18 protein-coding genes and 1 pseudogene are annotated in these 23,050 nt (G+C 71.7%); 11 read left to right on the top strand and 8 right to left on the bottom strand.

Annotation, left to right across the window (positions count from 1 at the left end):
• Positions 1 to 104 precede the first annotated feature (104 nt).
• On the bottom strand, positions 105 to 1,577 hold the full coding sequence (locus tag BMZ82_RS16340) for an APC family permease (RefSeq protein WP_093776259.1): 1,473 nt from the start codon (positions 1,575 to 1,577) through the stop codon (positions 105 to 107).
• 82 nt (positions 1,578 to 1,659) lie between these two features.
• On the bottom strand, positions 1,660 to 2,394 hold the full coding sequence (locus tag BMZ82_RS16335; RefSeq protein WP_093776257.1) for a FadR/GntR family transcriptional regulator: 735 nt from the start codon (positions 2,392 to 2,394) through the stop codon (positions 1,660 to 1,662).
• A gap of 276 nt (positions 2,395 to 2,670) precedes the next feature.
• On the opposite strand from BMZ82_RS16335, the gene BMZ82_RS16330 reads away from it, so the two are divergent.
• Complete coding sequence (locus BMZ82_RS16330; RefSeq protein ID WP_093776321.1) at positions 2,671 to 4,110, top strand: amino acid permease; 1,440 nt, start codon at positions 2,671 to 2,673, stop codon at positions 4,108 to 4,110.
• Positions 4,111 to 4,649: 539 nt separating this feature from the next.
• Positions 4,650 to 5,297 (top strand): TetR/AcrR family transcriptional regulator, encoded by a 648-nt coding sequence (locus BMZ82_RS16325; protein ID WP_093776255.1) that lies wholly within the window; start codon positions 4,650 to 4,652, stop codon positions 5,295 to 5,297.
• Positions 5,298 to 5,382: 85 nt separating this feature from the next.
• Here the strand turns inward: BMZ82_RS16325 and BMZ82_RS40700 are convergent, their stop codons facing one another.
• From BMZ82_RS40700 to BMZ82_RS16315, 3 genes and pseudogenes are all read right to left on the bottom strand, one after another.
• Positions 5,383 to 5,550, bottom strand: coding sequence for a hypothetical protein (locus tag BMZ82_RS40700; RefSeq protein ID WP_177244519.1), 168 nt, complete (start codon positions 5,548 to 5,550; stop codon positions 5,383 to 5,385).
• Positions 5,547 to 6,021 (bottom strand): annotated as a pseudogene (locus BMZ82_RS16320) (RNA polymerase sigma factor); the annotation flags it as partial. The gene BMZ82_RS40700 and the pseudogene BMZ82_RS16320, both read right to left, overlap by 4 nt.
• 132 nt (positions 6,022 to 6,153) lie before the next feature.
• Complete coding sequence (locus BMZ82_RS16315; protein WP_093776319.1) at positions 6,154 to 7,812, bottom strand: hypothetical protein; 1,659 nt, start codon at positions 7,810 to 7,812, stop codon at positions 6,154 to 6,156.
• 309 nt (positions 7,813 to 8,121) lie between these two features.
• On the opposite strand from BMZ82_RS16315, the gene BMZ82_RS16310 reads away from it, so the two are divergent.
• The 5 genes from BMZ82_RS16310 (at position 8,122) to bglX (ending at position 13,959) form a co-directional block, all read left to right on the top strand.
• Positions 8,122 to 8,511: a cell division protein SepF gene (locus tag BMZ82_RS16310; RefSeq protein ID WP_177244518.1), complete on the top strand. Its 390-nt coding sequence runs from the start codon at positions 8,122 to 8,124 to the stop codon at positions 8,509 to 8,511.
• Between the two features lie 652 nt (positions 8,512 to 9,163).
• Positions 9,164 to 10,285 carry an AAA family ATPase gene (locus tag BMZ82_RS16305; protein WP_177244522.1) on the top strand — a complete coding sequence of 374 codons (1,122 nt, stop codon included), beginning with the start codon at positions 9,164 to 9,166 and terminating at the stop codon, positions 10,283 to 10,285.
• Positions 10,282 to 10,611 (top strand): nucleotide pyrophosphohydrolase, encoded by a 330-nt coding sequence (locus BMZ82_RS16300; protein WP_093776251.1) that lies wholly within the window; start codon positions 10,282 to 10,284, stop codon positions 10,609 to 10,611. The genes BMZ82_RS16305 and BMZ82_RS16300 overlap by 4 nt, the downstream gene beginning before the upstream one ends.
• Before the next feature lie 195 nt (positions 10,612 to 10,806).
• The gene (locus BMZ82_RS16295; protein WP_093776249.1) at positions 10,807 to 11,286 is read left to right on the top strand and encodes a DUF6099 family protein; all 480 of its coding nucleotides are present in this window, start codon (positions 10,807 to 10,809) and stop codon (positions 11,284 to 11,286) included.
• A 378-nt stretch (positions 11,287 to 11,664) separates the two neighbouring features.
• A complete protein-coding gene (gene bglX, locus BMZ82_RS16290) occupies positions 11,665 to 13,959 on the top strand; it encodes a beta-glucosidase BglX (protein WP_093776247.1) in 2,295 nt (764 codons plus the stop codon).
• 23 nt (positions 13,960 to 13,982) lie between these two features.
• On the opposite strand, the gene BMZ82_RS16285 is transcribed toward bglX, so the two are convergent.
• A complete protein-coding gene (locus tag BMZ82_RS16285) occupies positions 13,983 to 14,204 on the bottom strand; it encodes a hypothetical protein (RefSeq protein WP_093776245.1) in 222 nt (73 codons plus the stop codon).
• Positions 14,205 to 14,450: 246 nt separating this feature from the next.
• On the opposite strand from BMZ82_RS16285, the gene BMZ82_RS16280 reads away from it, so the two are divergent.
• From BMZ82_RS16280 to BMZ82_RS16270, 3 genes are all read left to right on the top strand, one after another.
• Positions 14,451 to 15,374, top strand: coding sequence for an LLM class F420-dependent oxidoreductase (locus tag BMZ82_RS16280; RefSeq protein ID WP_093776243.1), 924 nt, complete (start codon positions 14,451 to 14,453; stop codon positions 15,372 to 15,374).
• 135 nt (positions 15,375 to 15,509) lie between these two features.
• Positions 15,510 to 17,009, top strand: a complete 1,500-nt coding sequence (locus tag BMZ82_RS16275; RefSeq protein ID WP_093776241.1) for a 3' terminal RNA ribose 2'-O-methyltransferase Hen1 — start codon at positions 15,510 to 15,512, stop codon at positions 17,007 to 17,009.
• Complete coding sequence (locus tag BMZ82_RS16270; protein ID WP_093776239.1) at positions 17,006 to 19,570, top strand: polynucleotide kinase-phosphatase; 2,565 nt, start codon at positions 17,006 to 17,008, stop codon at positions 19,568 to 19,570. The genes BMZ82_RS16275 and BMZ82_RS16270 overlap by 4 nt, the downstream gene beginning before the upstream one ends.
• A gap of 20 nt (positions 19,571 to 19,590) precedes the next feature.
• On the opposite strand, the gene BMZ82_RS16265 is transcribed toward BMZ82_RS16270, so the two are convergent.
• Entirely contained in the window at positions 19,591 to 20,499 is a 909-nt protein-coding gene (locus BMZ82_RS16265; protein ID WP_093776237.1) for a diacylglycerol kinase catalytic domain-containing protein, read from the bottom strand.
• Entirely contained in the window at positions 20,496 to 21,632 is a 1,137-nt protein-coding gene (locus BMZ82_RS16260) for an SPFH domain-containing protein (protein ID WP_093776235.1), read from the bottom strand. Before BMZ82_RS16260 ends, BMZ82_RS16265 begins: the two co-directional genes overlap by 4 nt.
• 170 nt (positions 21,633 to 21,802) lie before the next feature.
• On the opposite strand from BMZ82_RS16260, the gene BMZ82_RS16255 reads away from it, so the two are divergent.
• Positions 21,803 to 23,026, top strand: a complete 1,224-nt coding sequence (locus BMZ82_RS16255; RefSeq protein ID WP_093776233.1) for an arginine deiminase — start codon at positions 21,803 to 21,805, stop codon at positions 23,024 to 23,026.
• The last annotated feature ends 24 nt before the right edge of the window (positions 23,027 to 23,050 follow it).

Here is a 23,050-nt window from a genome sequence, read left to right as displayed (position 1 = left end):
TCTGTTTCCGGTCAGCCATCGGGTCGAGCAGGTCGGCTGCTTGCCGTGGGCGTTGTGAACTGCGGTTTCGCGCGGTGCCGGAGACCAGGTAGTCCCCCGTCGGCTCACTCCGCGTCGGCGACGACCGAGCCCACCCGCTCGGCGAGGCCGGGGTCACGGCGGACCAGGAGGATCGCGTAGCCGACGGCCGCGACCAGGGTGGCCAGGGCCGCGTACGGGAACCAGTTGTACGGGGCGGGCTGGCCGGGCTTGGCGAGGTAGTAGAGCGGAACCAGGATGGCGAGGGTACCGATCGCGGGCAGCACGAGGTGCCGGACGGTCCGGAACTCCTGCGGGCGGTATCTGCGGTAGTACAGCGGCAGGGCGATGTTGGACGCGAGGTAGACCAGCAGGATCAGGATGGCGCCCAGGCTCGAGGACTCCGTGAAGAAGACCACGGGGTTCATCGAACCGCCGTCGGACCCGAGCAGATGGCCCAGGCCCCAGCCTCCGATGATCAGCAACGCGGTGGCGGCGAAGGTGACGATCGCGTTGTTCGGCGTACGGCGGGTGGGGTGGACGTAGCCGAAGAAGGACGGCAGCAGTCCCTCGCGCCCCGCGTTGAACACCAGGCGGGCCTGGGAGTTGATGCCCGCGATCAGTACGCCCAGGGTGGAGGTCAGGCCGCCGATGTAGGCGAGGAGCGCCAGCGCGCCGAGCGTGTGGTGGGCGACGTCGATGAAGGGGATCCGGGAGGCGCCGAGCCGCTCCACGTCGTAGCCGAAACCGGTCACCGTGGCGTAGGAGAAGAGGATGTAGCTCACCGTCATGATCGCGATGGAGGAGAACACGGCGCGGCCGACGTTGCGCCGTGGGTTCTCCGTCTCCTCCGCCAGTGCCGCCGAGTTCTCCCAGCCGATGAACAGGTACACCGCCAGTGGGAAGCCGGCCGCCAGCCCGCTGAGGCCGTGGGTGAGGTGGGAAGGCAGGAACGGGGCGGCGGAGAGGTCGCCGCGGTGCTCGGCGAGCGTCGCGACCGACACCACGACGAGTACCAGCATCTCCACACCGAAGAAGTAGCCGGCCCACTTGGTGGAGACCACGATCCCGCGCAGCATCAGCACCACCGACACCCCGGTCAGCAGCAGCGTCCAGATGATCCACGGCAGGTCCACGCCCGTGTAGTGGTGCAGGGTGATCTGCACGAAGCCGCCCGAGATCGCGATCACCGAGGCCATCGCGATGATGTAGCCGAGTCCGGCCAGCAGGGCCGTGGTCACCGCGCTGACCGGCCCGAACGTCCGGCCGACGAACGTGGTGAAGCTGCCCGCCGAGGGGTGCGCCCGGGAGAACTCGGCCAGCGTGTTGCCGAGCAGCGCGACCGCCACCCCTGCCGCCACGATGGTCAGCGGGGACGCCACCCCCGCGGTGGTGGCCAGGAAGGCGAAGCCGAAGAAGAAGCTCATCGCCGGGCCGACGTTGGCCATCGTGGCGGCGGCGATGTCCGCCATGCCGAGGACGCCGCCGCGCAGCCGCTGGGGCGCGCCGACGGCGGGGCCCGACGTCGACGACGGGCCGACAGCTCCGGGGTCCGGCATGGCGACAGCTCCTTCTGTGGGGTGGCGACACAGGGAAGGGAGGGAAGGGAGGGATGGGAGGGAAGGTAGGTAAGCGAAGGGATCAGTGCCGGCCGGCGTGCCGGTGTGCCTTCACCGCGTGTACCGCCGGGTCCATCGCGCCGCGGGTGAGCTCGTCGAGCAGGTCGGAGTGGCAGCGGTTGCGGGCCCGTACGACCGCGGGGTCCGGCGCGGGCCCCAGCAGGCACTGCCGGCCGAGCAGGTCGGCGGCGAACTCACGGATCCCGGCGCCGCCGAGGGCCTCCGCGAAGCCGAGGTGGAAGCGGGTCTCCAGCTCCAGCAGCCGGGCCGGATCCTCGACCAGGTCCATCTCCTCGACCAGTGCCCGCAGTCCGTCGAGTCGTCCGTGCGGGACCTCGCCCGTGCTGTGCGCCACGAGACCGCATTCGAGCAGCAGATGGAAGGATTCCAACGCGGCCGCCTCGTCGGCGTCGTGCAGCACGGCGACGACCGCGTCCCAGTCGGCGGCGACGAACGTTCCGCCCGCCCGGCCCCGACGGCGGTCGAGCAGGCCGTCCTGGCACATGGCCTCCAGCGCGCGGCGCACGGTGATCTCACTGATCCCCAGTTCCTCGGCGAGGACGCCCGCGTCCGGCAGCCGGTCTCCCGGCAGCACGGACCTCAGACGCACCCGCAGAGCGATCCTGGACCGGACGAGCTCCGCTCCCGTGGGGCCCCGGCCGGCCAGGACGCGGGTGTCCCATGCCCCGCCGACCGGCGCGGACCGCGCGGGCACCGGCTGGTTGTAGGGACCGAACTTGCCCGCTGCATTCACCACGACGCCACCCTAACGGCCTGTCGAGCGCGGGCAGGGCCCACGGCGACGGCATCCGCACGGAGGGTTCTCGCGACCATGCCGCGGTGTGGTGCATGGGGGCTCCCCAGGGGACCGGAACACGGGCACGACACGGTGGCAGCCACGGGGGACGGAAGACGCCGTGCGCGCTGCACGAAAAATAGAGCAAGGTGAACAGTTAAACAAGTCTTGTTCTTTTAGATCGCACTGAACTAATTTCCAGGGGCCCTGGTCCGCACTCCCTCCATGGATGTCGAGATGACCACAACCGTCCCCAAGAGCCCTCCCACGGAGCCCGAGTCCGGCCTGCAGGCCGGACTGAAGAGCCGCCATCTGTCGATGATCGCGATCGGCGGTGTCATCGGCGCCGGCCTGTTCGTCGGCTCCGGCTCCGGCATCGCCACCGCCGGTCCCGGCATCCTGATCTCGTACGCCCTCGTCGGCGTCCTGGTCGTCCTCGTGATGCGCATGCTCGGTGAGATGGCCGCGGCCAACCCCACCTCCGGCTCGTTCTCCGCCTACGCCGACCGCGCGCTGGGGCGGTGGGCCGGCTTCACCATCGGCTGGCTGTACTGGTTCTTCTGGGTCGTGGTGCTCGCCGTCGAGGCGACCGCCGGGGCCAAGATCCTGGCCGGCTGGATACCGGCGGTCCCGCAGTGGGGCTGGGCGCTGATCGTCATGGTCGTCCTCACCGCCACCAACCTGGCCTCGGTCAGCTCCTACGGCGAGTTCGAGTTCTGGTTCGCCGGCATCAAGGTCGTCGCGATCGCCGCGTTCATCGTGGTCGGCGGCCTCGCCGTCTTCGGCCTGCTGCCCGGCTCGGACCACCCGGCGTCCGGCTTCTCCAACCTCACCGCGCACGGCGGCTTCCTGCCGAACGGACCCGGAGCGATCCTCACCGGCGTGCTGATGGTCGTCTTCTCCTTCATGGGCAGTGAGATCGTCACGCTGGCGGCGGGCGAGACCGCGAACCCGCGGGCCGCCGTCACCAAGGCCACCAACAGCGTGATCTGGCGGATCGCGGTGTTCTACCTGGGCTCGATCCTGGTCGTGGTCTCGCTGGTGCGCTGGGACGACCCGGCCATCCTCAAGGACGGCTCGTACGTCGCCGCCCTCAGCTCCGTCGGCATCCCGCACGCCGCCCAGATCATGAACGCCATCGTGCTGACCTCGGTGCTGTCCTGTCTCAACTCCGGTCTGTACACGGCCTCGCGCATGGCCTTCTCGCTCGGCCGCCGCAGCGACGCCCCGGCCGCGTTCGGCCGGACCACGGACCGTGGCGTCCCGCGCTCGGCCATCCTGGCCTCGGTGGTCTTCGGCTTCGTCGCGGTCGCCTTCAACTACCTGTGGCCGGACACCGTCTTCCAGTTCCTGCTCAACGCCTCCGGCGCGATCGCCCTGTTCGTCTGGCTGGTGATCTGCTTCTCCCAGCTGCGGATGCGCAAGATCATCCAGCGGGAGTCCCCGGAGAAGCTGGTCGTCCGGATGTGGCTCTACCCCTACCTGACCTGGGCCACCATCGCCCTCATCACCTTCGTCCTGGGCTACATGCTCACCGACACGGCCGACGGCGGCGGCCGCGACCAGGTCGTCCTCTCCACCCTGGTGGCCCTGGGCGTGGTGGTCTTCGCCGTGATCCGCCAGCGCCGGGCCGCCCGGAACGGGACGCCCACGCCTGACCGCGTCACGGCGTCCTAGGAGGAAGGAGCGCCCGCTTCCGCCCCGCCTCCCCCGCGGTGGTGGCATGAGCCTCCCCGGCCATGCCGCCACCGCGGCGTCGCTTCTGCGCGGGGCGGTTCCCGTCGATCGCGCCGAGCGGCCGCGCGAGAACCCACCGGGATCGGCGGCGGGCGAGCCACCGCAGGCCGCGGCGGTGACGCGCATGTGACGCTCCGGGCCCCTGAAGGTCCCGTTCGGCGCGCCAGCAACGCTCCTGAACTGCGGGTTCTCTCATGCTCGTTGACGCTGACACGATGCCGACGACGCGTCACGTGGAGTGCGGGCGATTCTGGAGCCGGTGGGGGCGAGGGCGAAGCACTGCTCCGCATATGCGTGGCGCTCCGCGGGTGACCTAGGGGGACAGCGTTCCGGCGGTGCCACCGTGAGGCAGGCCGACGCCGCCGGAACTTCTCCCGTTACCGGAAGACATGGGGAACACCGCCCGCCGGGTCGCCTCCGTCGCGGTGATCCGTAAGAATGGGCGACCCTTCGTCCGTATCGAACCATCGAGGTTTTCCGTGACGCACTCCGTGGCCCGTGAGCCGCAGCGGCGTAATTCGCGGTCCAATCGGGCGCGGATCCTGGCCACGGCGCGTCAGGAGCTGGGCCGGAATCCGGACGTCACCCTGGAGGAGATCGCGCGGGCCTCCGGGGTCGTACGGCGTACGCTCTTCGGGCATTTTCCCGGGCGGGCCGCGCTGTTGGAGGCGCTTGCCGATGAGGCGTCCGAGGCGTTGCGGGGGGTGCTGGCGGTCGCGGCGGGGCCCGAGGTGCCGGCCGAGCGGGCGCTCGCGCACTTCGTGTACTCGATCTGGCCGGTCGGCGACCGCTACCGGCTGCTGCTCGCGCTGGCCCAGCGTGACCTGGGCATCGAGCGGGTGGCCGAGATCCTCGCCCCCGCTCGCGACGAGGTCACGGCCATCCTGGCGCGCGGGCAGCGGGACGGCGTGTTCCACACGCAGTTGCCGGCCGCCGTGCTGAGCGCCGGGCTGGAGGGGATGCACATCGCGCTGCTGGAGCAGGTCAACAGCGGGGCGCTGGAGGACGACGGGACGCGTACGGCCGTCGCCACGCTCGTCGCGGCGGGCGTGCCGGAGGGGCGGGCTCGGGCCGTCGTCGACGACGGCCGGTCGGCGGCGGCGGCAGCGGGTGCCGGCGGAGGCTGAGGCAGGCGGGAGCCGTGGCGGTGGCGTCAGTTGCGTTGGCCCACCCTGTCGACGATCTCGGCCGAGACGCGGGTCGCCGTGGCGATCACTGAGCCTTTGGGGGCGAAGGGCCCCCGGAGGCCTTGCCGCCCGCGTAGTAGCCCAGGCAGGCCACCCAGCGGATGCCTCGGTAGGCGTAGGTCTCGGGGTCGAGCAGGACCTGGGTGGCGTTGCGCTCGTGGGCGTGGTCGCGGAAGGTGCCGCCCGCTCTCATCCATAGCTGATCATCTCCGTGACCTCGTGTACGAGGGTGGGGTCGACTCCGCCGAGAGCGTGGCGGACCTTCCTGCGGGCGCGGTTGAGGCGCGAGCGGACGGTGCCGACCGGGACGTCCCGGTCGCCGCGCGACAGCCGGGCGGCGCTCCGGCCAGGGTTTTTGGACCGCGTGGGCGGTGACCCGGCTGTCGCTGCGGTCGGTCCAGGACGCGGCGACCGGGTCGAGGCCGGTGCGGGCGAGTGCCCTCAGTGCCCGGACCTCGGTGCGGCGGTGCTTGCCGGTGAGGGGGGCGGCAATGCCGTACAACCAGGGGCGGGCGTCGGGCCGTTCGAGGTCGTAGCGCCCGCGGGTGCGGAACGCGCTCAGGAAGGTGTCGGCGGTGATGTCCCCCGCCGCCACGCCCAGCCGGCGGGCCGCGTACCGGTGGATCACGGCCGCGTGCCGCTGGTAGAGCTCGCCGAAGAGCTCGGCCTTTCATTACCCGCAGCCCTCGAAGGGGTTCACGCCCGGGGCGTACGGAGGCATTCCCGGCCTTCCAGCGCCTTCCCGGGACTGCTCCGCCGGCACGCACAGGATCGACCACGAGGACCTGACGTATCGTCAGCGCAGCGCTGTGCGCAGGGTGTTGCTCACGTCCGTGCTCGACAGCGTCTGCGGCGTCCCCGTGAAGGCCCGCAGTCGGATCCGGACGTTGGCGCGCGGGAGGTGGAACTTGCCTGAGGGCGGCCGGAGTTCGTAGACGGCTGTGGTGTGGGCGGGGAGGGTGCGGGGGCCCCGCGCGATCGTCCAGTACGGGGCCATGCCCTGGCCGGTGGTGAGCGTGAAGTGGGGTACGAGGGCGTCGTCGCCGGTGTTCTCGACCTGAAGTGTCAACAGTGACACGGCGGTTGGGGTACGCGTCGGCGTCGGCGCGGTGCGGCGGACCGACGTGACGCGCATGTCCAGCGGCGGCGTTCCCGTCGCCGCCGTCGTCGCGCTCGCCAGCGCCGGGACGACGACCAGCACCGCCGCGGCGATCCGGGCCGGACGCCGGTGAACTCCCGCCAGTGGGCGCGGGCGTGGCTGCCACGCGCCGGCGAACTCCGCCGGGGGCGCGGTGACCGCGGACGCCAGCCACAGCGGTGTCATCGACAGGTAGTAGCCGTCCTGGGACCGCGTCGCCAGGAAGAAGGCGCACCAGGGCAGCACGGTCGCCGCCGGACCGAGCCGCCGCACGAACAGCACGAACAGCGCCAGCAGGCCCGCCGCGAGCAGCTTGCTCGCATGGCCGTACCAGTCGAGCCGGTCGCTGCCGTCGGTGAAGTACAAGGAGACGTCCACCAGGCCCTGCCCGTGGATCACCGCGTCCTGGGTGAGCGGCAGCACGATCCCGTCGAGCCAGGTCCGGGGCTCGGTCACGATGAAGTACGCGTTGATCAGCAGCCATACGGCGGTGGCGACCCCGGCGACCCGCAGCAGCACGCCCGCCGCCGCTCGCGGACCCAGTTCGCCGCGCCGCACCGCGTAGAGGCCTGCCAGCAGGAACGGCGTGACGAACCACGGCAGTTGCTGCGCCGCGCACGCCGCGCCCAGACACGCCGCCCGCGCGATGCCGGCCCCGCCGAGCCGCCCGCCCCGGCCGATCCGCGGCCAGCGCACCACCACCGGGATCAGCAGCGCCAGCGCCAGGATCGCCGGGTAGCCCTGCCGCCCGCACATCGGCAGGAAGGAGAACCCGAGGCACACCATGGTCGCCGTCGGCCGCCACGGCGTCGGCAGCAACCGCCACAGCAGCACCGCGCCGACCACGAGCGCGCCGGTCGCCAGGGCGGTCGCCGGGGCACCGTCGTGGCCGAGCCACAGCAACGGCGCGGTCAGGAGCGGGGCGAGCGGGGGATAGCCGTACGTGTAGTCGTAGCCGCCGTGCATCGTGGGGGTGAGTGCGATGCCGTGGCCGAAGAGCCAGGGCCAGGGCTGTCCGTAGACGGGGTCGCCGTCGACGAGCGCCCGGGCGGCCTGGGCGGTGAGGGCCGCCTCGTCGTTGCCGTGCGGGTTCATCACCCACGCGCACAGCACGAGGGTCACGGCGGTGAGCAGTACGGTGAGGTCGACGCGGGCCAGCGAACGGCTGCGCCGCACCGTCAGGGCGAGCACCCCGCAGACCAGGATCGACGCGTAGCACAGCGAGATGGCCGCGGCGACGAGGAGTCGGTGGCTCGCCGCCTGCGTCCAGATCGTGCGGGTGCCGATGAAGAGGCTGACGGTGGCGAGCAGGGTCAGGACGCGATGCCATTGCGGGGCAGGCGGGGCGGACCCGTTGGATGTGGCGGATGTGGAGGAGTCCGCCGGGTGTGGTGTTCGGCCGGGTGTCACCAGCGGGGTGTCTGCCAAGTACACGGTTCCACAACGTAATCAGGGCTGGTGAACGGGGTGTGCCTGGAGGTGAAGGTTCCGGTGTCGCGGGGGTGAGCGGAGGCGGTGCGCCATTTCGGGCCGTGGCGGTCCGTGTCGTTGTTGGGCCGAACGGGTGACTTGGCGTAAGAATTGGCTGGTGCAGGCATTGAAAGCGAGTCAGTTCGGGGGGTACCGGTGAACCGTTACGACGTCACCGATGAACAGTGGGAAGGGCTCGCTCAAGTCGTTCCGTTGCGCGGCCGGGATGCGTGGCCGTCGGCGGTGGACCACCGCTCGCTCCCCGACTCGGAGACGGAGACCCGGCGCCGTTTCGTGGTGCTGCGGGTCAACGTCTTCGCGGACGCCCGCGAGGTCGCCGAGACGCTGATGTCGGGCATCCCGGTGCTGCTCGACCTCACGGGCGCGGAGACCGAGACCGCCAAGCGCGTCCTGGACTTCTCCACGGGAGTGGTCTTCGGCCTGGCCAGCGGCATGCACCGGGTCGACCGCAACGTCTTCCTCCTCACCCCACCGGGCACCGAGGTGAGCGGGATCATGGAGGGGAGGGGGGTGCCGGGGGTCTGAGGTGGGGAGGGTGGAGTGCGCTGCTGGGCGGGGGCGCGCCACCCAGCCTGGGGGGCGTGCTGCTTGGGCGGTGCCCGGCTCGTCCCGCCTCACTCGCATGTCGTCCTTGGGCGCTCGTCACTCTGGTGCGCTCGGCACGCTCGTCCCGCTCGTCGCCGCGGCCCCGCGCGCCCAGCGTGCCGCGCGCGTCACACGTCCGGCTTGCCCTTGCGCGTTCGGCCAGTCCCGTGCGCCCGGTTCGCGCCCCGCGCCCCTCCGGGCTCCCTCTCCGCGCTCCCCTCCCGCGCTCCCGCCGCCCGGCGGCACCCTCCCCGCGCCCCGCTCGTCGCACTCGTTCCCGCCCGTGAGGGCACCCATCGAGGCCGCCCCGTGAGTGTCGTTCACGCTCCTCGTAGTCGCCCGATCGTAGGAAGCTTGTCGGGGCGGAACGGTTCGCCTGGCGGCGGAGCCCTACCGTCCGGATATGTCCTCGCCGTTTGCCTCCTCCGCACCCTTACCTCACACAGCGTCCGACCGGGCGTCCTCCGGGGACGCCCCTCCTACCGTGCCCCCGCAGGCGACGCCCGTGCAGGGGCCTCCGGCGCAAGGGGCTCCCGTGCAGGGGCCCGAACAGGGGGCGTCCCTCAATGAGTCACGTGTCCCCTCCGCCCCGGTGCGCTACATCCGGCCCTGTGTCACCGAGTTGCGGCTCTCCGCCTTCGCGGGGCATCGGCGGGCACGGTTCACGTTGGGGGCCGTCACTTTGTTCGTCGGGGACAGTGGGAGTGGCAAGAGCAATGCGCTGCGGGCGTACGACGCGCTGGCGCGGCTCGGGGGCGGGGCCCGGCTGGCGGAGGTGTTCGCCGATCCCGTCGCCTGCGTGCCGCAGGGCGCGCGGCCCGATGCCCAGCGTCGCCGCGGGTTCCGTATCGGGTGCACGGCGGACGGCCCCGGCGGACCGGTCCTGCTCGACGTCGCCGTCCAGGCCGAACCCGAACTGCGCATCGTGGGCGAGCGGTTGAGCGCCGGGGGCGTCGTACTGCTGGAGACGGCCCTGCGTGATCCCGGGCGGCGTACGGTGCAGGCCGCCTGGCACACCGGTGGCCCCGCGCCGCTCACGCGCGCCCCGCTGCCCGACGACCGGCTCGGCACCGCGCTGCTGCCGTTGCGGGTGGCCGGCAAGACCGACGGGCAGCGGCAGGTGCTCGCCGCCGCCGAACAGATGGTGGTCGCCCTGCGGTCCGTCTTCGCCTGCGATCCGCAGCCCGACTGGATGGGCTCCCCCGTCCCCACCGGCTCCGGACGCCTCCTCGCCGGCTGCGACAACCTCGCCGACGTGCTCTGGCGCACCCGCGAGCAGTGCGGACGGCGGCACGCGCAACTGGTCGCCGCGCTGTCCGCCGGATCCGCCGGACGCCCCGTCGTGGACCTGCGCGCCGAACCACTGGACGACGGCACGGTCCGCGCCGTCCTCGACCGCGCCGACGGCACCCGCACGGAACTCGCCCGGCTCGGCTACGGCGAACTGCGCTTCGTCGCCCTCGCGCTGGTGCTGCTCACCGGGCCGGGCGTCCTCGACGTGGACCCGGCGGGCGAGGTGCCCGCCGCGATGCAGACCCTCACCCTCCTCGCGGACGGCCTCGACCGTGGCCTCGACGTCCGGCAGCGCGCCGAACTGCTGCGGCTGGCGGTGCGGATGGCCGAGCGCGGGCACATCCGCTGCGTCGGCGCGGTCAGCGACGGGTCCTGGGCCGCCAGGACGGACGGAGTGACGGTGGTACACCTGGGTCCGTGACAGAACAACACCTCGACGTGGCGAAGTTGCAGCGCAGGCTGGCCGAGTTCGCGGCCGCGCGGAACTGGCAGCCCTTCCACACCCCCAAGAACCTCGTCGCCGCACTCAGCGTGGAGGCGTCCGAACTGGTCGAGATCTTCCAGTGGTTGACGCCGGAGGAGTCGGCGCGCGTGATGGACGACCCCGACACCGCCCACAAGGTGACGGACGAGGTCGCCGACGTCCTCGCGTATCTGCTGCAACTGTGCGAGGTGCTCGGCATCGACCCGCTGACGGCCCTGGACGCGAAGATCGACCGCAACGAGCACCGGTTTCCCGCGCCGTAGCGACCCCCGGACGTGAGCCTCGCGATCCGTTTTCACTCTCCGCAGTCAACATGCTGACCGAAACCGATTTGTTGTCCACAGATTTCGGTCTTCCTCTGGCTTTTCGTCCCACAGACCCTCACTCTGGGTAGTGGAGTGGATACGGGTGTTCGGGCGGACGTGCGGGCAGCACGTCGGGACAGACGGGGGCAGCGCATGGACGCGGTGCGGCTCATCCTGACGAGCAGGCGCGCGCTCGCAGGCAGCGGTGGTGGAGCGGAGATCCTCAGGGAGGTGTGGCAGGCGCAGGCCCTGGCGCAGGCGATCGGCAGTCGCTTAGCCGTCTCGGGCCCGCCCGAACTGCGCGGCGAGGCCCTCGGGTTGACCGAGTTGGCGGGCCGGGGGTGCGGTGTGCTGGGCGCGCCGGACCTCGACCCCGGCGATATGCTGGCCGCCCGGCTCACCGCGCTGGACGACGCCCGCCGGGCCCTGCTCGACCTGGGCGGTCTGCTCGGCGAGGTCGGCATCGCCCTGGTCGGCCTGGCGAGCTCGGCGGACGACCAGGGCACGTACTGGCAGTGCATGGAGGCCATCGACGCGGCGGACGAATCCAGGGACCGCGTCCTGGAAATGCTGCGCAAGCTGGCGGCGAGAGAGGAGCGGGAGGAGCGGGAGGGCGCTTTGCCGGAGAGATGAGCAGCCGCCGGGCCCTGGCCGCCAGTGGGCGGAGCGGGCTCGGCCCCATGTCTTCGGCCCTCATGCCCTCGTCCTCGCTCGGCGCACGCTTGGAACGCGGGAAAGCCGTGGCGGTCTGCGGTCTGCGGTCTGCGGTCTGCGGTCTGCGGTGTCGATGCCGACGCCGACGGCCGATGTCGATGCCGACGTCGATGTCGAAGTCCTGTATGGCCCATGCACGGGCTGGTGGTCGATGCCCGCCTCCCGCTCCCTGACGCGCCCTCACATGTGCAGCGCGCGGGCGATGTTGTTGACGTGGACGCAACGACTCCGTAACCTGCTGCAACTATTGACGGCAGCAGGCCCAGGATTCGCCCCTCCTATTCAAAGGATGAAGGCATGGGTGTGGTACGCAGGCGTACGGTCATCTCGGCACTCGGCGGTTCGGTCGCCGCCGCAGCCGCCACGGGGACCGCGCAGGCCGCGCAGGCCGCGGAGCACGGTTCGGTCGCGGACGCACAGCGCGCGGCCGGTCCGTACGAGACGAAGATCAAGGCCCTGTTGGGCCGGATGACCGTCGAGGAGAAGCTGGGGCAGTTGCAGCAGATGTCCTGGACGGGCGACACCGGCCCCGGCGGCGGGCAGACGGAACAGGCGGAGAAGGCAGCCCGTACGGGCCGGCTCGGGTCCGTGCTCAACATCTACGGGGCGAAGCACACCAACGATCTTCAGCGCCTCGCCGTCGAGGAATCGCGGTTGGGCATCCCCCTGCTGTTCGGCCTGGACGTCATCCACGGCTTCTGGACCACCTTCCCCATCCCGCTCGCCCAGGCGTCCAGCTTCGACCCGGCGGTGGCCGGCAAGGACGCCGAGGTCTCGGCGGCGGAGGCGCGCTCCAACGGGGTGCGCTGGACGTTCTCCCCGATGATGGACGTCACCCACGAGCCGCGCTGGGGCCGTATCGCGGAGGGCAGCGGCGAAGACCCCTACCTCGCGGCGGCCTTCGCCGCGGCGAAGACCCGCGGTTACCAGGGCGACGGCACCCACCTGGACGCCGGCGACCGGCTCGCGGCCTGCGCCAAGCACTTCGTCGCCTACGGAGGCGCGGAAGGCGGCCGTGACTACAACACCGTGGACACCTCCGAGGCCCACCTGCGCAACCACTACCTCCCGCCCTTCAAGGCGGCCCTGGACGCGGGGGTGGCCACCGTCATGGCCTCCTTCAACACCGTCAGCGGCGTCCCCGCCCACGGCAACCGGCACACGCTGACCGACATCCTCAAGGGCGAGTGGGGCTTCGACGGGTTCGTCGTCAGCGACTACACGGGCGTTCAGGAACTGATCGTCCACGGCTTCGCCGCCGACGGGGCCGACGCCGGCCGACTCGCCCTGAACGCCGGGGTGGACATGGAGATGGTCAGCACCAACCTCGCCGACCACGGCAGACAGTTGCTCAAGAGCGGCCGGATCACGGCCCGTCGGCTGGACGACGCGGTCTCCCGCATCCTGCGCCTGAAGTTCCGGCTCGGGCTCTTCGACCACCCCTACGTCGACGAGGCGGCAACGGTCACGGAGCCGACGAAGCAGGCCCGTGCCGCGGCGCGGGCGACCGCCGCGCGTTCCATGGTGCTGTTGAAGAACGACCAGGGCGCGCTGCCCCTGCACCCGGGGGTCGGCTCCATCGCCGTGGTCGGTCCGTTCGCCGACTCCACGGACCTGCAAGGGACTTGGTCCGGTCCGGGGGCGGGGAAGTTCCCCGCGGTCACCCTGCTGGCGGGCATCAAGGCGGCAGCCCCGCAGGCCGAGGTCACCTCCGTCACGGGGGTGAGCGCGGACGGCACGGACACCTCGGGAATCAAGGACGCGGCAGCGGCGGCCCGGGCGGCCGACGTCACCGTCGTCGTGGTCGGCGAGCCCCCGGCCCTGAGCGGCGAGGCCAGCTCGCGCAGCGACATCACCCTGCCCGGGGCACAGGAAGACCTGATCACCGCGATCGCGGACACGGGCAAGCCGTTCGTCGTCGTCCTGGTCAACGGGCGTCCCCTCACCATCGGCGGCTGGCTGGACTCCGCCCCCGCCGTCCTGGAGGCATGGCACCCCGGCATGGAGGCGGGCAACGCCGTCGCGGACGTGTTGTTCGGCACTGTCAATCCTGGCGGCAAGCTCCCGGTGACCTTCCCCCGCAGCGTCGGACAGGTCCCGATCTACTACAACCACGAGAACACCGGCCGCCCCTACGACGCCGACAACAAGTACACCTCCAAGTACCTGGACCTGCCCGACGGACCCCGGTTCCCCTTCGGGCACGGCCTCAGCTACACCACGTTCACGATCAGCGACCCCGCCCTGAGCAGCCGACGGATCTCTTCCCGTGCCCTGCGCAAGGGCGACACAGTCGAGGTGACGGTCAGCGTGCGCAACACCGGCGCGCGGGCGGGCGACGAGGTCGTCCAGCTCTACCTCCACGATCCGGTGGCGAGCATCGTCCAGCCGGTACGCCGACTGCGCGGCTTCCGCAGGGTGAGCCTGGCCCCGGGCCGGAGCATCACCGTCCGCTTCCGCCTCGGTGCCGAGGACCTCGGCTTCTGGACCCACGACACCAGCGGACAGTTCGAGCTCGAGGCAGGGGCCGTCGACATCTACGTGGGCAACAGCTCACTCGCGACGGGCAAGGCGACGCTGACGATCGACTGACCGGGCACCGGCCGCCATCATGCTCAGCTTTCCCTCGTGTATCCGTCCGACCTGGGCTGATCAGCCGCGGATGCCGTAGACGGCGTGGACGACGTGGACGCCTTGGCTGAGAAACCCGACTTGATCTCCAGGTCGGACAGATCCGCGTTCAGCGCCGCCATCAGTTCCTCCATCTGCTGCAGCAACCCCTTCGGCGGGGCTGCGGCGGTGGACCCGCCCTGCTGCGGCACGGTCTCTTCGGACATGACGGCCTCCTCGGCCCTGGCCGGCCCCCTGCGAGGAGGGCCGATGCGGGTGACGCCCCGGCGCTGACCAGCCGGGCGTGGGTGCCGGCGGTCCGGCTCCGCCCACGCCAACGATCACCACGGGGGCGGGTCACTGGCCCAGGCAACCCCCCACGCACGGCACGGGCGTTTTTCACCCGACCGGGGAGGGGCGGGGGCGGGCAGGCCGGTGGGGTTGACGGGGCGGCCGGAGTGCAGGATGGAGGCATGGATCTTCGCATCTTCACCGAGCCCCAGCAGGGGGCGACCTACGACACCCTTCTCACCGTGGCCAAGGCCACCGAGGACCTCGGTTTCGAGGCATTTTTCCGGTCTGACCACTATCTGAAGATGGGTGACGGGAGCGGCCTCCCGGGCCCCACGGACGCCTGGATCACCCTCGCCGGACTCGCCCGCGAGACCAAGCGCATCCGCCTCGGCACGCTGATGACCGCCGGCACCTTCCGGCTGCCCGGCGTCCTCGCCATCCAGGTCGCGCAGGTGGACCAGATGTCCGGCGGGCGTGTCGAACTCGGCCTGGGCGCGGGCTGGTTCGAGGCGGAGCACACGGCGTACGGCATCCCCTTCCCGAAGGAGAAGATCGGCCGGCTGGAGGAGCAGCTCGAGATCGTCACGGGCCTGTGGGCCACCGAACTCGGCAAGACCTTCGACTTCCACGGCACGTACTACGACCTCACGGACTCACCCGCGCTGCCCAAGCCCGCGCAGTCGAAGATCCCGGTGCTGATCGGCGGCACCGGCGCGACCCGCACGCCGCGGCTGGCCGCCCGGTTCGCCGACGAGTTCAACATGCCGTTCGGCTCGGTCGAGGACAGCGAGCGGCAGTTCGGCCGGGTGCGGGACGCCGCGGCGGAGATCGGCCGCGACGCCGACGCGATCACCCTCTCCAACGCCCTCGTCGTCTGCGTCGGCAAGGACGACCAGGAGCTCGCCCGGCGCGCCGCCGCGATCGGCCGCGAGGTCGAGGAGCTCAAGGCCAACGGGCTGGCCGGTTCCCCGGCCGAGGTCGTCGACAAGATCGGCCGCTACGCCGAGGTCGGCTCCCGGCGGATGTACCTCCAGCTCCTCGACCTGCACGACCTGGACCACCTGGAACTGATCTCCGCCGAGGTGCAGGCGCAACTGTCGTAGGAGCACGCGTCGGCGCGCGCGGCGCGGGGCGGAAATTGTCGGGTGTCGGCGGACCGTTCTCGGTACGTTGGAGGGGCGCGTGAGCGCACGACCAGCGCTTTCGCACCCCATCCGAACCGTTCCGAGGCACCCACCGTGTTCCTGACGATCAGCACCACCGGCACCCCCGAGCGCCCCGCCACCGACCTGGGCTTCCTGCTGCACAAGCACCCGGACAAATCGCAGGCGTTCTCCACCTCCTACGGCACGGCCCATGTCCTCTATCCCGAGGCCGCCGCCGAGCGCTGCACGGCGGCGCTGCTGCTGGAGGTGGACGCCGTCGCGCTGGTGCGGCGCGGCAAGGGCAAGGGGCGCGGCGGCGCTCCCGACGCGGCCCTCGCCCAGTACGTCAACGACCGCCCGTACGCGGCCTCTTCGCTGCTCGCGGTCGCGCTGAGCGGCGTGTTCTCCAGCGCGATGCGCGGGGTGTGCGCCGCGCGGCCCGAACTCCCGGCGCAGGCACGGCCGTTGCGGGTCGAGGTGCCCGCGCTGCCGGCCCGTGGCGGCCCCGACCTCGTCCGGGGTCTCTTCGAGCCGCTCGGCTGGACGGTCGACGCCGAACCGGTGCCCCTCGACCGGGAGTTCCCGGACTGGGGCGACTCGCGGTACGTGCGCCTCGTCCTGGAGTCGGAGACGCTCACCGTCGCCGAGGCCCTGCGTCACCTGTACGTCCTGCTGCCGGTCCTCGACGACGCCAAGCACTACTGGGTCTCTCCCGACGAGGTCGACAAGCTGCTGCGCGCCGGTGAGGGCTGGCTGTCCGGCCACCCCCAGCAGAAGCTGATCACCAGCCGTTACCTGTCCCGCCGTTGGTCGCTGACCCGGGAGGCGATGGAGCGGCTGGAGCTGGTGCGGCTCGCCGAGGCCGACGACAGCGAGGTCGAGGAGATCGACAACGCCGTCGCGGCCGAGGTCGAGACGGAGGAGCGGCCGACCCCGCTGGCCGTGCTGCGCCGCGAGCGAATCGTCTCGGCGCTGACGGCGTCCGGGGCCGCCCGGGTGCTCGATCTCGGCTGCGGGCAGGGCCAGTTGGTGCAGGCGCTGCTGAAGGACCCGCGGTTCACCGAGATCGTCGGCGTCGACGTGTCGATGCGCGCGCTCACCATCGCCTCCCGGCGGCTGAAGCTGGACCGCATGGGCGAGCGGCAGGCCTCGCGCGTCCAGCTCCTCCAGGGCTCGCTCGCCTACACCGACACCCGCCTCAAGGGGTACGACGCCGCCGTGCTCAGCGAGGTCATCGAACACCTCGACCTGCCGAGGCTGCCCGCCCTGGAGTACGCGGTGTTCGGCGCGGCCCGCCCGCGCACGGTCCTGGTGACCACCCCGAACGTCGAGTACAACGTCCGCTGGGAGTCCCTCCCGGCCGGCCATGTCCGGCACGGCGACCACCGCTTCGAGTGGACCCGCGAGGAGTTCCGCACCTGGGCGACCACGGTCGCCGAACGGCACGGCTACGACGTCGAGTTCGTCCCCGTGGGCCCGGACGACCCGGAGGTCGGCCCACCCACCCAGATGGCGATTTTCAGCATGAAGAACCCGAACGAGAAGAACGCGAACGAGAAGAACGTGAACGAGAAGGAGGCGAAGGCGGCATGACGGAGAATCAGAGTTCTGCCGCGGACCGGCAGGGACGCGTCCTGCCCGTCACCGATCTCTCCCTCGTGGTGCTGATCGGCGCGTCCGGCTCGGGCAAGTCCACCTTCGCCCGCCGCAACTTCAAGCCCACCGAGGTCATCTCCTCCGACTTCTGCCGCGGCCTGGTCTCCGACGACGAGAACGACCAGAGCGCGACCCGCGACGCCTTCGACGTCCTGCACTACATCGCGGGCAAGCGGCTCGCGGCAGGCCGCCGTACCGTCGTCGACGCGACCAGCGTGCAGTCGGACTCCCGCCGCCAACTGATCGACCTGGCCAAGCAGTACGACGTCCTGCCCATCGCCATCGTGCTGGACGTCCCGGAGGAGGTGTGCGCCGAACGCAACGCGGCCCGCGTGGACCGCGCCGACATGCCCCGCCGGGTCATCCAGCGCCACACCCGTGAACTGCGCCGCTCCCTAAGGCACTTGGAGCGGGAGGGTTTCCGCAAGGTGCACGTGCTGCGGGGGGTCGAGGAGGTCGAGAACGCCTCGGTCGTCACCGAGAAGCGCTTCAACGACCTGACCCACCTCACCGGCCCCTTCGACATCATCGGCGACATCCACGGCTGCGCTCTCGAACTGGACGCCCTGCTGGGCAAGTTGGGGTACGCCGACGGCGTCCACCCGGAGGGCCGGCAGGCCGTCTTCGTCGGCGACCTGGTCGACCGGGGCCCGGACAGCCCGGGCGTCCTGCGCCGTGTGATGGCGATGGTGAAGTCGGGCAACGCTCTGTGCGTACCCGGCAACCACGAGAACAAGTACGGCCGTCACCTGAAGGGCCGCAAGGTCCAGCACACCCACGGCCTGGCCGAGACCATCGAGCAGATGGGCGCGGAGAGCGAGGAATTCCGTGCCGAGGTACGGGAGTTCATCGACGGGCTGGTCAGCCACTACGTCCTCGACGGGGGCCGGCTGGTGGTCTGCCACGCGGGGCTGCCGGAGAAGTACCACGGCCGCACCTCCGGCCGGGTCCGCTCGCACGCGCTCTACGGTGAGACCACCGGCGAGACCGACGAGTTCGGGCTGCCGGTGCGCTACCCGTGGGCGGAGGACTACCGGGGCCGGGCGGCCGTCGTCTACGGCCACACGCCCGTCCCGGACGCCACCTGGCTGAACAACACCATCTGCCTGGACACCGGCGCGGTCTTCGGCGGCAAGCTGACCGCGCTGCGCTGGCCGGAACGCGAGCTGGTCGACGTACCGGCGGAGCAGGTCTGGTACGAGCCGGCGCGGCCGCTGGCGTCGGAAGCGCCGGGCGGGCAGGACGGCCGGCCGCTGGCGCTGGCGGACGTCCACGGCCGACGGATCGTCGAGACCCGGTACGACGGCCAGAGCCGCGTCTCGATCCGTGAGGAGAACGCGGCGGCGGCCCTGGAGGTGATGAGCCGCTTCGCGGTCGACCCGCGCCTGCTGCCCTACCTCCCGCCGACGATGGCCCCCACGGCCACCTCGCACATCGAGGGCTACCTCGAGCACCCGGCGGAGGCGTTCGCGCAGTACGCGCGCGACGGCGTCGCACGGGTCGTGTGCGAGGAGAAGCACATGGGCTCCAGGGCGGTGGCGCTGGTGTGCCGCGATGCGGAGACGGCGCGCAGGCGGTTCGACGTGGACGGCCCCACCGGGTCCCTCTACACCCGTACGGGCCGCCCGTTCTTCGACGAACAGACGGTGACGGAGGAGATCCTCGGCCGGGTGCGGGCGGCGGTGGACGAGGCGGGCCTGTGGTCCGAACTGGACACGGACTGGCTCCTGTTGGACGCCGAACTGCTGCCGTGGTCGCTGAAGGCAACCGGCCTGCTGCGCTCGCAGTACGCGGCCGTGGGCGCGGCGTCCGGCGCGGTCTTCCCGGGCGCGCTGGCCGCACTGGAGGGCGCGGCGGCGCGCGGGGTCGACGTCACGGACCTGCTCTCCCGGCAGCGTGAACGCGCCGAGGACGCGGCCGCGTTCACGACGGCGTACCGCCGCTACTGCTGGACCACGGACGGCCTGGACGGCGTCCGGCTGGCCCCGTTCCAGCTCCTCGCGGTCCAGGGCCGCAGCCTCGCGGCGCTGCCGCACGACGAGCAACTGTCGTTCCTGGACCGGCTGGTGGAGCACGACAGCACGGGCCTGCTGCAGAGCACCGGTCGGCTGTACGTCGACCCGGCCGACCCCGAGTCGGTGCGGGCCGGCGTCGACTGGTGGCTGGAGCTGACGGGCCGGGGCGGCGAGGGCATGGTCGTCAAGCCGCTCGGCGCGCTGGCCCGCGACGGGGAAGGCCGTCTGGTCCAGCCCGGCATCAAGTGCCGGGGCCGCGAGTACCTCCGGATCATCTACGGCCCGGACTACACCCGCCCCGACAACCTCGCCCGCCTGCGCGGCCGTTTCCTCAACCACAAGCGGTCGCTGGCGATCCGCGAGTACGTGCTCGGCCTGGAGTCCCTGGACCGCCTCGCCGAGGGCGAGCCGCTGTGGCGCGTCCACGAGGCGGTGTTCGGGGTACTGGCCCTGGAGTCGGAGCCGGTGGACCCGCGTCTGTGAGCGGGCCGACGGCCTGCGGCTCACCCCACGAGCCGCAGTGCCGTTCCCGCTCGCCCCACCCGCACCCGCTGCCCCCATGTCAGCTCCACCGCGTCGGTCTCGATGCCGTCGCCGAAGGCGATGAGGCGTTCTGATTCGACGGTGAGGGTGAGGCGGGCGTCGGGGGTGAGTTCGCCGGCGACCAGGGAGGTGCCGGTGGCGGGGGACGGCCAGGCCTCGCGTACGAACCACACCAGGCGGTCCTCCGTCGGGGCCGGGAGCCGCAGACCGGTGTCGCCGGCGGACCGTTCCTGCCAGACCGAGCGGATCCAGCCGGTCGCCCCCGTGCCCGTGCCCACCAGCACCCCGGAAGAAGCCTGGGCCTCGACGGCACCCCCGTCGTCGTCGAGGCCCAGGCGGTAGCGGGCGGTCTGGTGGCCCGGAGCGCCGAGGTAGATCTCGTTGAGGGCCAGCAGCCGCTGGGTGTCGTCGGCGACCGCCTCGACCATGGTCAGGTCGGTCGTGCCGGTGCCGGGCGCGAGCACGGAGGGCAGGAGCGTGCGGGCGTCGGCCGGGCGGTGGCGGACCAGGACGCCCGGGTTGCGGCCGGGGTCCGTGTCGATGCCCACCACCGGTTGTCCGGCCAGGTACTTGGCGGCGTTCGCCACCAGTCCGTCCTGGCCGACCACGACCACCACGTCCTCGGGTGCGAAGAGGAAGCGGTCCAAGTCGGTTCGTTCCACCCGGGTCTGACGCCAGGTCAGGGGAATCGCCGCCGTCACCTCGGCCAGTGCCCGCCGGGTGCGGCGGTGGCGTTCGGCGATCTCCTCGATGTCGCGGCCCCGCGAGGAGAGGAAGAAGGCGGCCTGGCCGTGCGTGCCGTGCCGGGCCACCAACTCCTCGTACTCCGTGGTGCGGTGGACCAGCACGGCCCGCGGGGCGAGACTCACTCCCGGTCCCCCGCGCCGAGCCGCGACAGGAGTCCGGTCAGGACGTCCGGCGAGATCGTCACGCTGTCGATGTGCGGCAGGTTCTCCGCGAGCCGCGTCCCGGTGAGAGCGTGCAGGGTCGCCACGTCGACATCCCCGTGCACCCGCAGCCACGCCGCCTGCGCCTGCGCCCGCGCCTCGCCGACCTCACGCGCCGACTCCGCCTCGGCACGGGCCAGTTGGACCACCCGGGCGGCCTCCGCCTCCGCGAGCCGGACCGTGCGCGACGCCTCCGCCAGGGTCAGCCGCTCCGAGCGCTGCGCCTCGGCCTCCGCCAGTTTCACCGAGCGGGCGGCCTCCGCATCCGCGAGCCGTACCGTCCGCGTTGCCTCCGCCTCCGCGCGTACCTTGTCCGCGGCCGCGTTCTCCTCGGCCTCCCGGCGGGCGTTCGTACCGCGCTGCTCGACCAACTGCTCCTCGCGGCGGGCCAGTTCGATCTGGCTGGCGAGTTCGTTCTCGGCGATGGCGCGCTCCCGCTCGACGGCCACCGCGCGCCGTTCGTACGTCGCCCGGTCGGCCTCCTGCTGGATCTGCTCGCGCGCCGGGGTCCGCAGCGCCCGCTCCACCTCCGGCTCCGGGCGCAGCGCGACGACCCGGACGGCCACGATCTCGATGCCGGTGGCCGGCAGCCGCGGCTCCGCCGCCAGTCCCGCCGCGACCCGCTCCCGCACCGCCGTCACTCCGTCCACCAGCGCCGACGACAGCGACGTACGCGCGAGGACGTCCAGGGCGTGCTGCTGCGCGGTCTCCGTCAGCAGGGTGCCGAGCTGTTCCAGGGGCGCGCTGCGCCACACCCCGGTGTCCGGGTCGACGGAGAAGTCGAGGCGGGCGGCGGCCACGGCCGGGTCGCTGATCCGGTAGGTCACCGTCGCCTGCACCGCCACGTCCTGGAAGTCGACCGTACGGGCGTGGAAGGTCATCGCCAACTCCCGGTCGTCCACCGGCACTTCGGAGAGCGCGGCGCTCAGCGAGCGGAACCAGAAACTGAGCCCCGGCCCGTCGTGCACCAGCTTGCCCGAGCGGTGGTGGCGGACGTGTGCCGTCGGTGCGCCGCGCAGATGACGCCAGCCCAGCCGCCGGGTGATGTCGGCCATGAGTGATCCCTCCGTTGTCGTCAGCGAGACGATAATCGGGTGGGGTGGTTGTCGTCAAGAGGACGAAAACAAGAGCAGGCGCGGAAGGGGTCGCAGAAACGGTCGCAGAAACGGTCGCGGAAACGGTCGGGCGGCGGGTGAAGTCGGTCCCCGATGGTCAGGATGGAGACATGGGATTCCATGTCGACTCCGAGACCGGGCGGCTGCGCCGCGTCATCCTGCACCGGCCGGATCTCGAGCTCAAGAGGCTCACCCCCAGCAACAAGGATGCGCTGCTCTTCGACGACGTGCTCTGGGTGCGCCGGGCGCGCGCCGAGCACGACGGGTTCGCCGACGTGCTGCGCGACCGGGGCGTCGCCGTCCACCTCTTCGGCGACCTGCTCACCGAGGCGCTGGCGCTCCCGGCGGCCAGAGGGCTCGTCCTGGACCGCGTCTTCGACGAGAAGGAGTACGGGGTGCTCGCCACCGACCACCTCCGCGCCGCCTTCGAGACCCTCCCCGCCCCGGAACTGGCGGAGGCGCTCGTCGGCGGCATGACCAAGCGGGAGTTCCTGCAGGCGCATCCCGAGCCGACGTCCGTGCGCTTCCACGTCATGGACCTCGACGACTTCCTCCTCGACCCGCTCCCCAACCACCTCTTCACCCGCGACACCTCCGCCTGGATCTACGACGGCGTCGCCATCAACTCCATGCGCTGGCCGGCCCGGCAGCGCGAGACCGTCCACTTCGAGGCGATCTACCGGCACCATCCGCTCTTCCGCGGCGAGACGTTCCACGTCTGGTCCGAGGGGCAGGCCGACTATCCGTCCACCATCGAGGGCGGTGACGTCCTCGTCATCGGCAACGGCGCCGTACTGATCGGCATGAGCGAGCGCACCACCCCGCAGGCCGTCGAGATGCTCGCGCACAAGCTGTTCGCCGCGGGGTCCGCCGAGACCATCGTGGCCCTCGACATGCCGAAGCGGCGCGCGTTCATGCACCTCGACACCGTGATGACGATGGTCGACGGCGACGTCTTCACCCAGTACGCGGGCCTCGGCATGCTCCGGTCGTACACCATCGAACCGGGCGTCGGCGAGAAGGAGCTCAAGGTCACCGACCACCCCCCGGAGCACATGCACCGCGCGATCGCCGCCGCACTCGGCCTCAGCGAGATCCGCGTGCTCACCGCCACCCAGGACGTGCACGCCGCCGAACGCGAGCAGTGGGACGACGGCTGCAACGTCCTCGCCGTGGAGCCCGGTGTCGTCGTCGCCTATGAGCGCAACGTCACCACAAACACCCACCTGCGCAAACAGGGCATCGAGGTGATCGAGATCCCGGGCAGCGAGCTGGGCCGGGGGAGGGGCGGCCCGCGCTGCATGAGCTGCCCGGTCGAACGGGCGGCCGTATAGCGCCGGCCGTGCGGGGTGTTCCAG

Origin of the sequence: Streptomyces sp. yr375 (assembly GCF_900110755.1) — a bacterium.
In the GTDB taxonomy this organism is placed as follows: domain Bacteria; phylum Actinomycetota; class Actinomycetes; order Streptomycetales; family Streptomycetaceae; genus Streptomyces.
The sequence above is the reverse complement of the archived record's forward strand: the minus strand, read 5'-3'. Positions and strand labels throughout refer to the sequence as shown.

Excerpts from the sequence above, each read along its gene's own strand:
- bglX (WP_093776247.1), top strand. The coding sequence starts at position 11,665 with ATGGGTGTGGTACGCAGGCGTACGGTCATCTCGGCACTCGGCGGTTCG.
- BMZ82_RS16270 (WP_093776239.1), top strand. The coding sequence starts at position 17,006 with ATGACGGAGAATCAGAGTTCTGCCGCGGACCGGCAGGGACGCGTCCTG.
- BMZ82_RS16255 (WP_093776233.1), top strand. The coding sequence starts at position 21,803 with ATGGGATTCCATGTCGACTCCGAGACCGGGCGGCTGCGCCGCGTCATC.
- BMZ82_RS40700 (WP_177244519.1), bottom strand. The coding sequence starts at position 5,550 with ATGAGAGCGGGCGGCACCTTCCGCGACCACGCCCACGAGCGCAACGCC.
- BMZ82_RS16280 (WP_093776243.1), top strand. The coding sequence starts at position 14,451 with ATGGATCTTCGCATCTTCACCGAGCCCCAGCAGGGGGCGACCTACGAC.
- BMZ82_RS16285 (WP_093776245.1), bottom strand. The coding sequence starts at position 14,204 with ATGTCCGAAGAGACCGTGCCGCAGCAGGGCGGGTCCACCGCCGCAGCC.
- BMZ82_RS16295 (WP_093776249.1), top strand. The coding sequence starts at position 10,807 with ATGGACGCGGTGCGGCTCATCCTGACGAGCAGGCGCGCGCTCGCAGGC.
- BMZ82_RS16260 (WP_093776235.1), bottom strand. The coding sequence starts at position 21,632 with ATGGCCGACATCACCCGGCGGCTGGGCTGGCGTCATCTGCGCGGCGCA.
- BMZ82_RS16340 (WP_093776259.1), bottom strand. The coding sequence starts at position 1,577 with ATGCCGGACCCCGGAGCTGTCGGCCCGTCGTCGACGTCGGGCCCCGCC.
- BMZ82_RS16330 (WP_093776321.1), top strand. The coding sequence starts at position 2,671 with ATGACCACAACCGTCCCCAAGAGCCCTCCCACGGAGCCCGAGTCCGGC.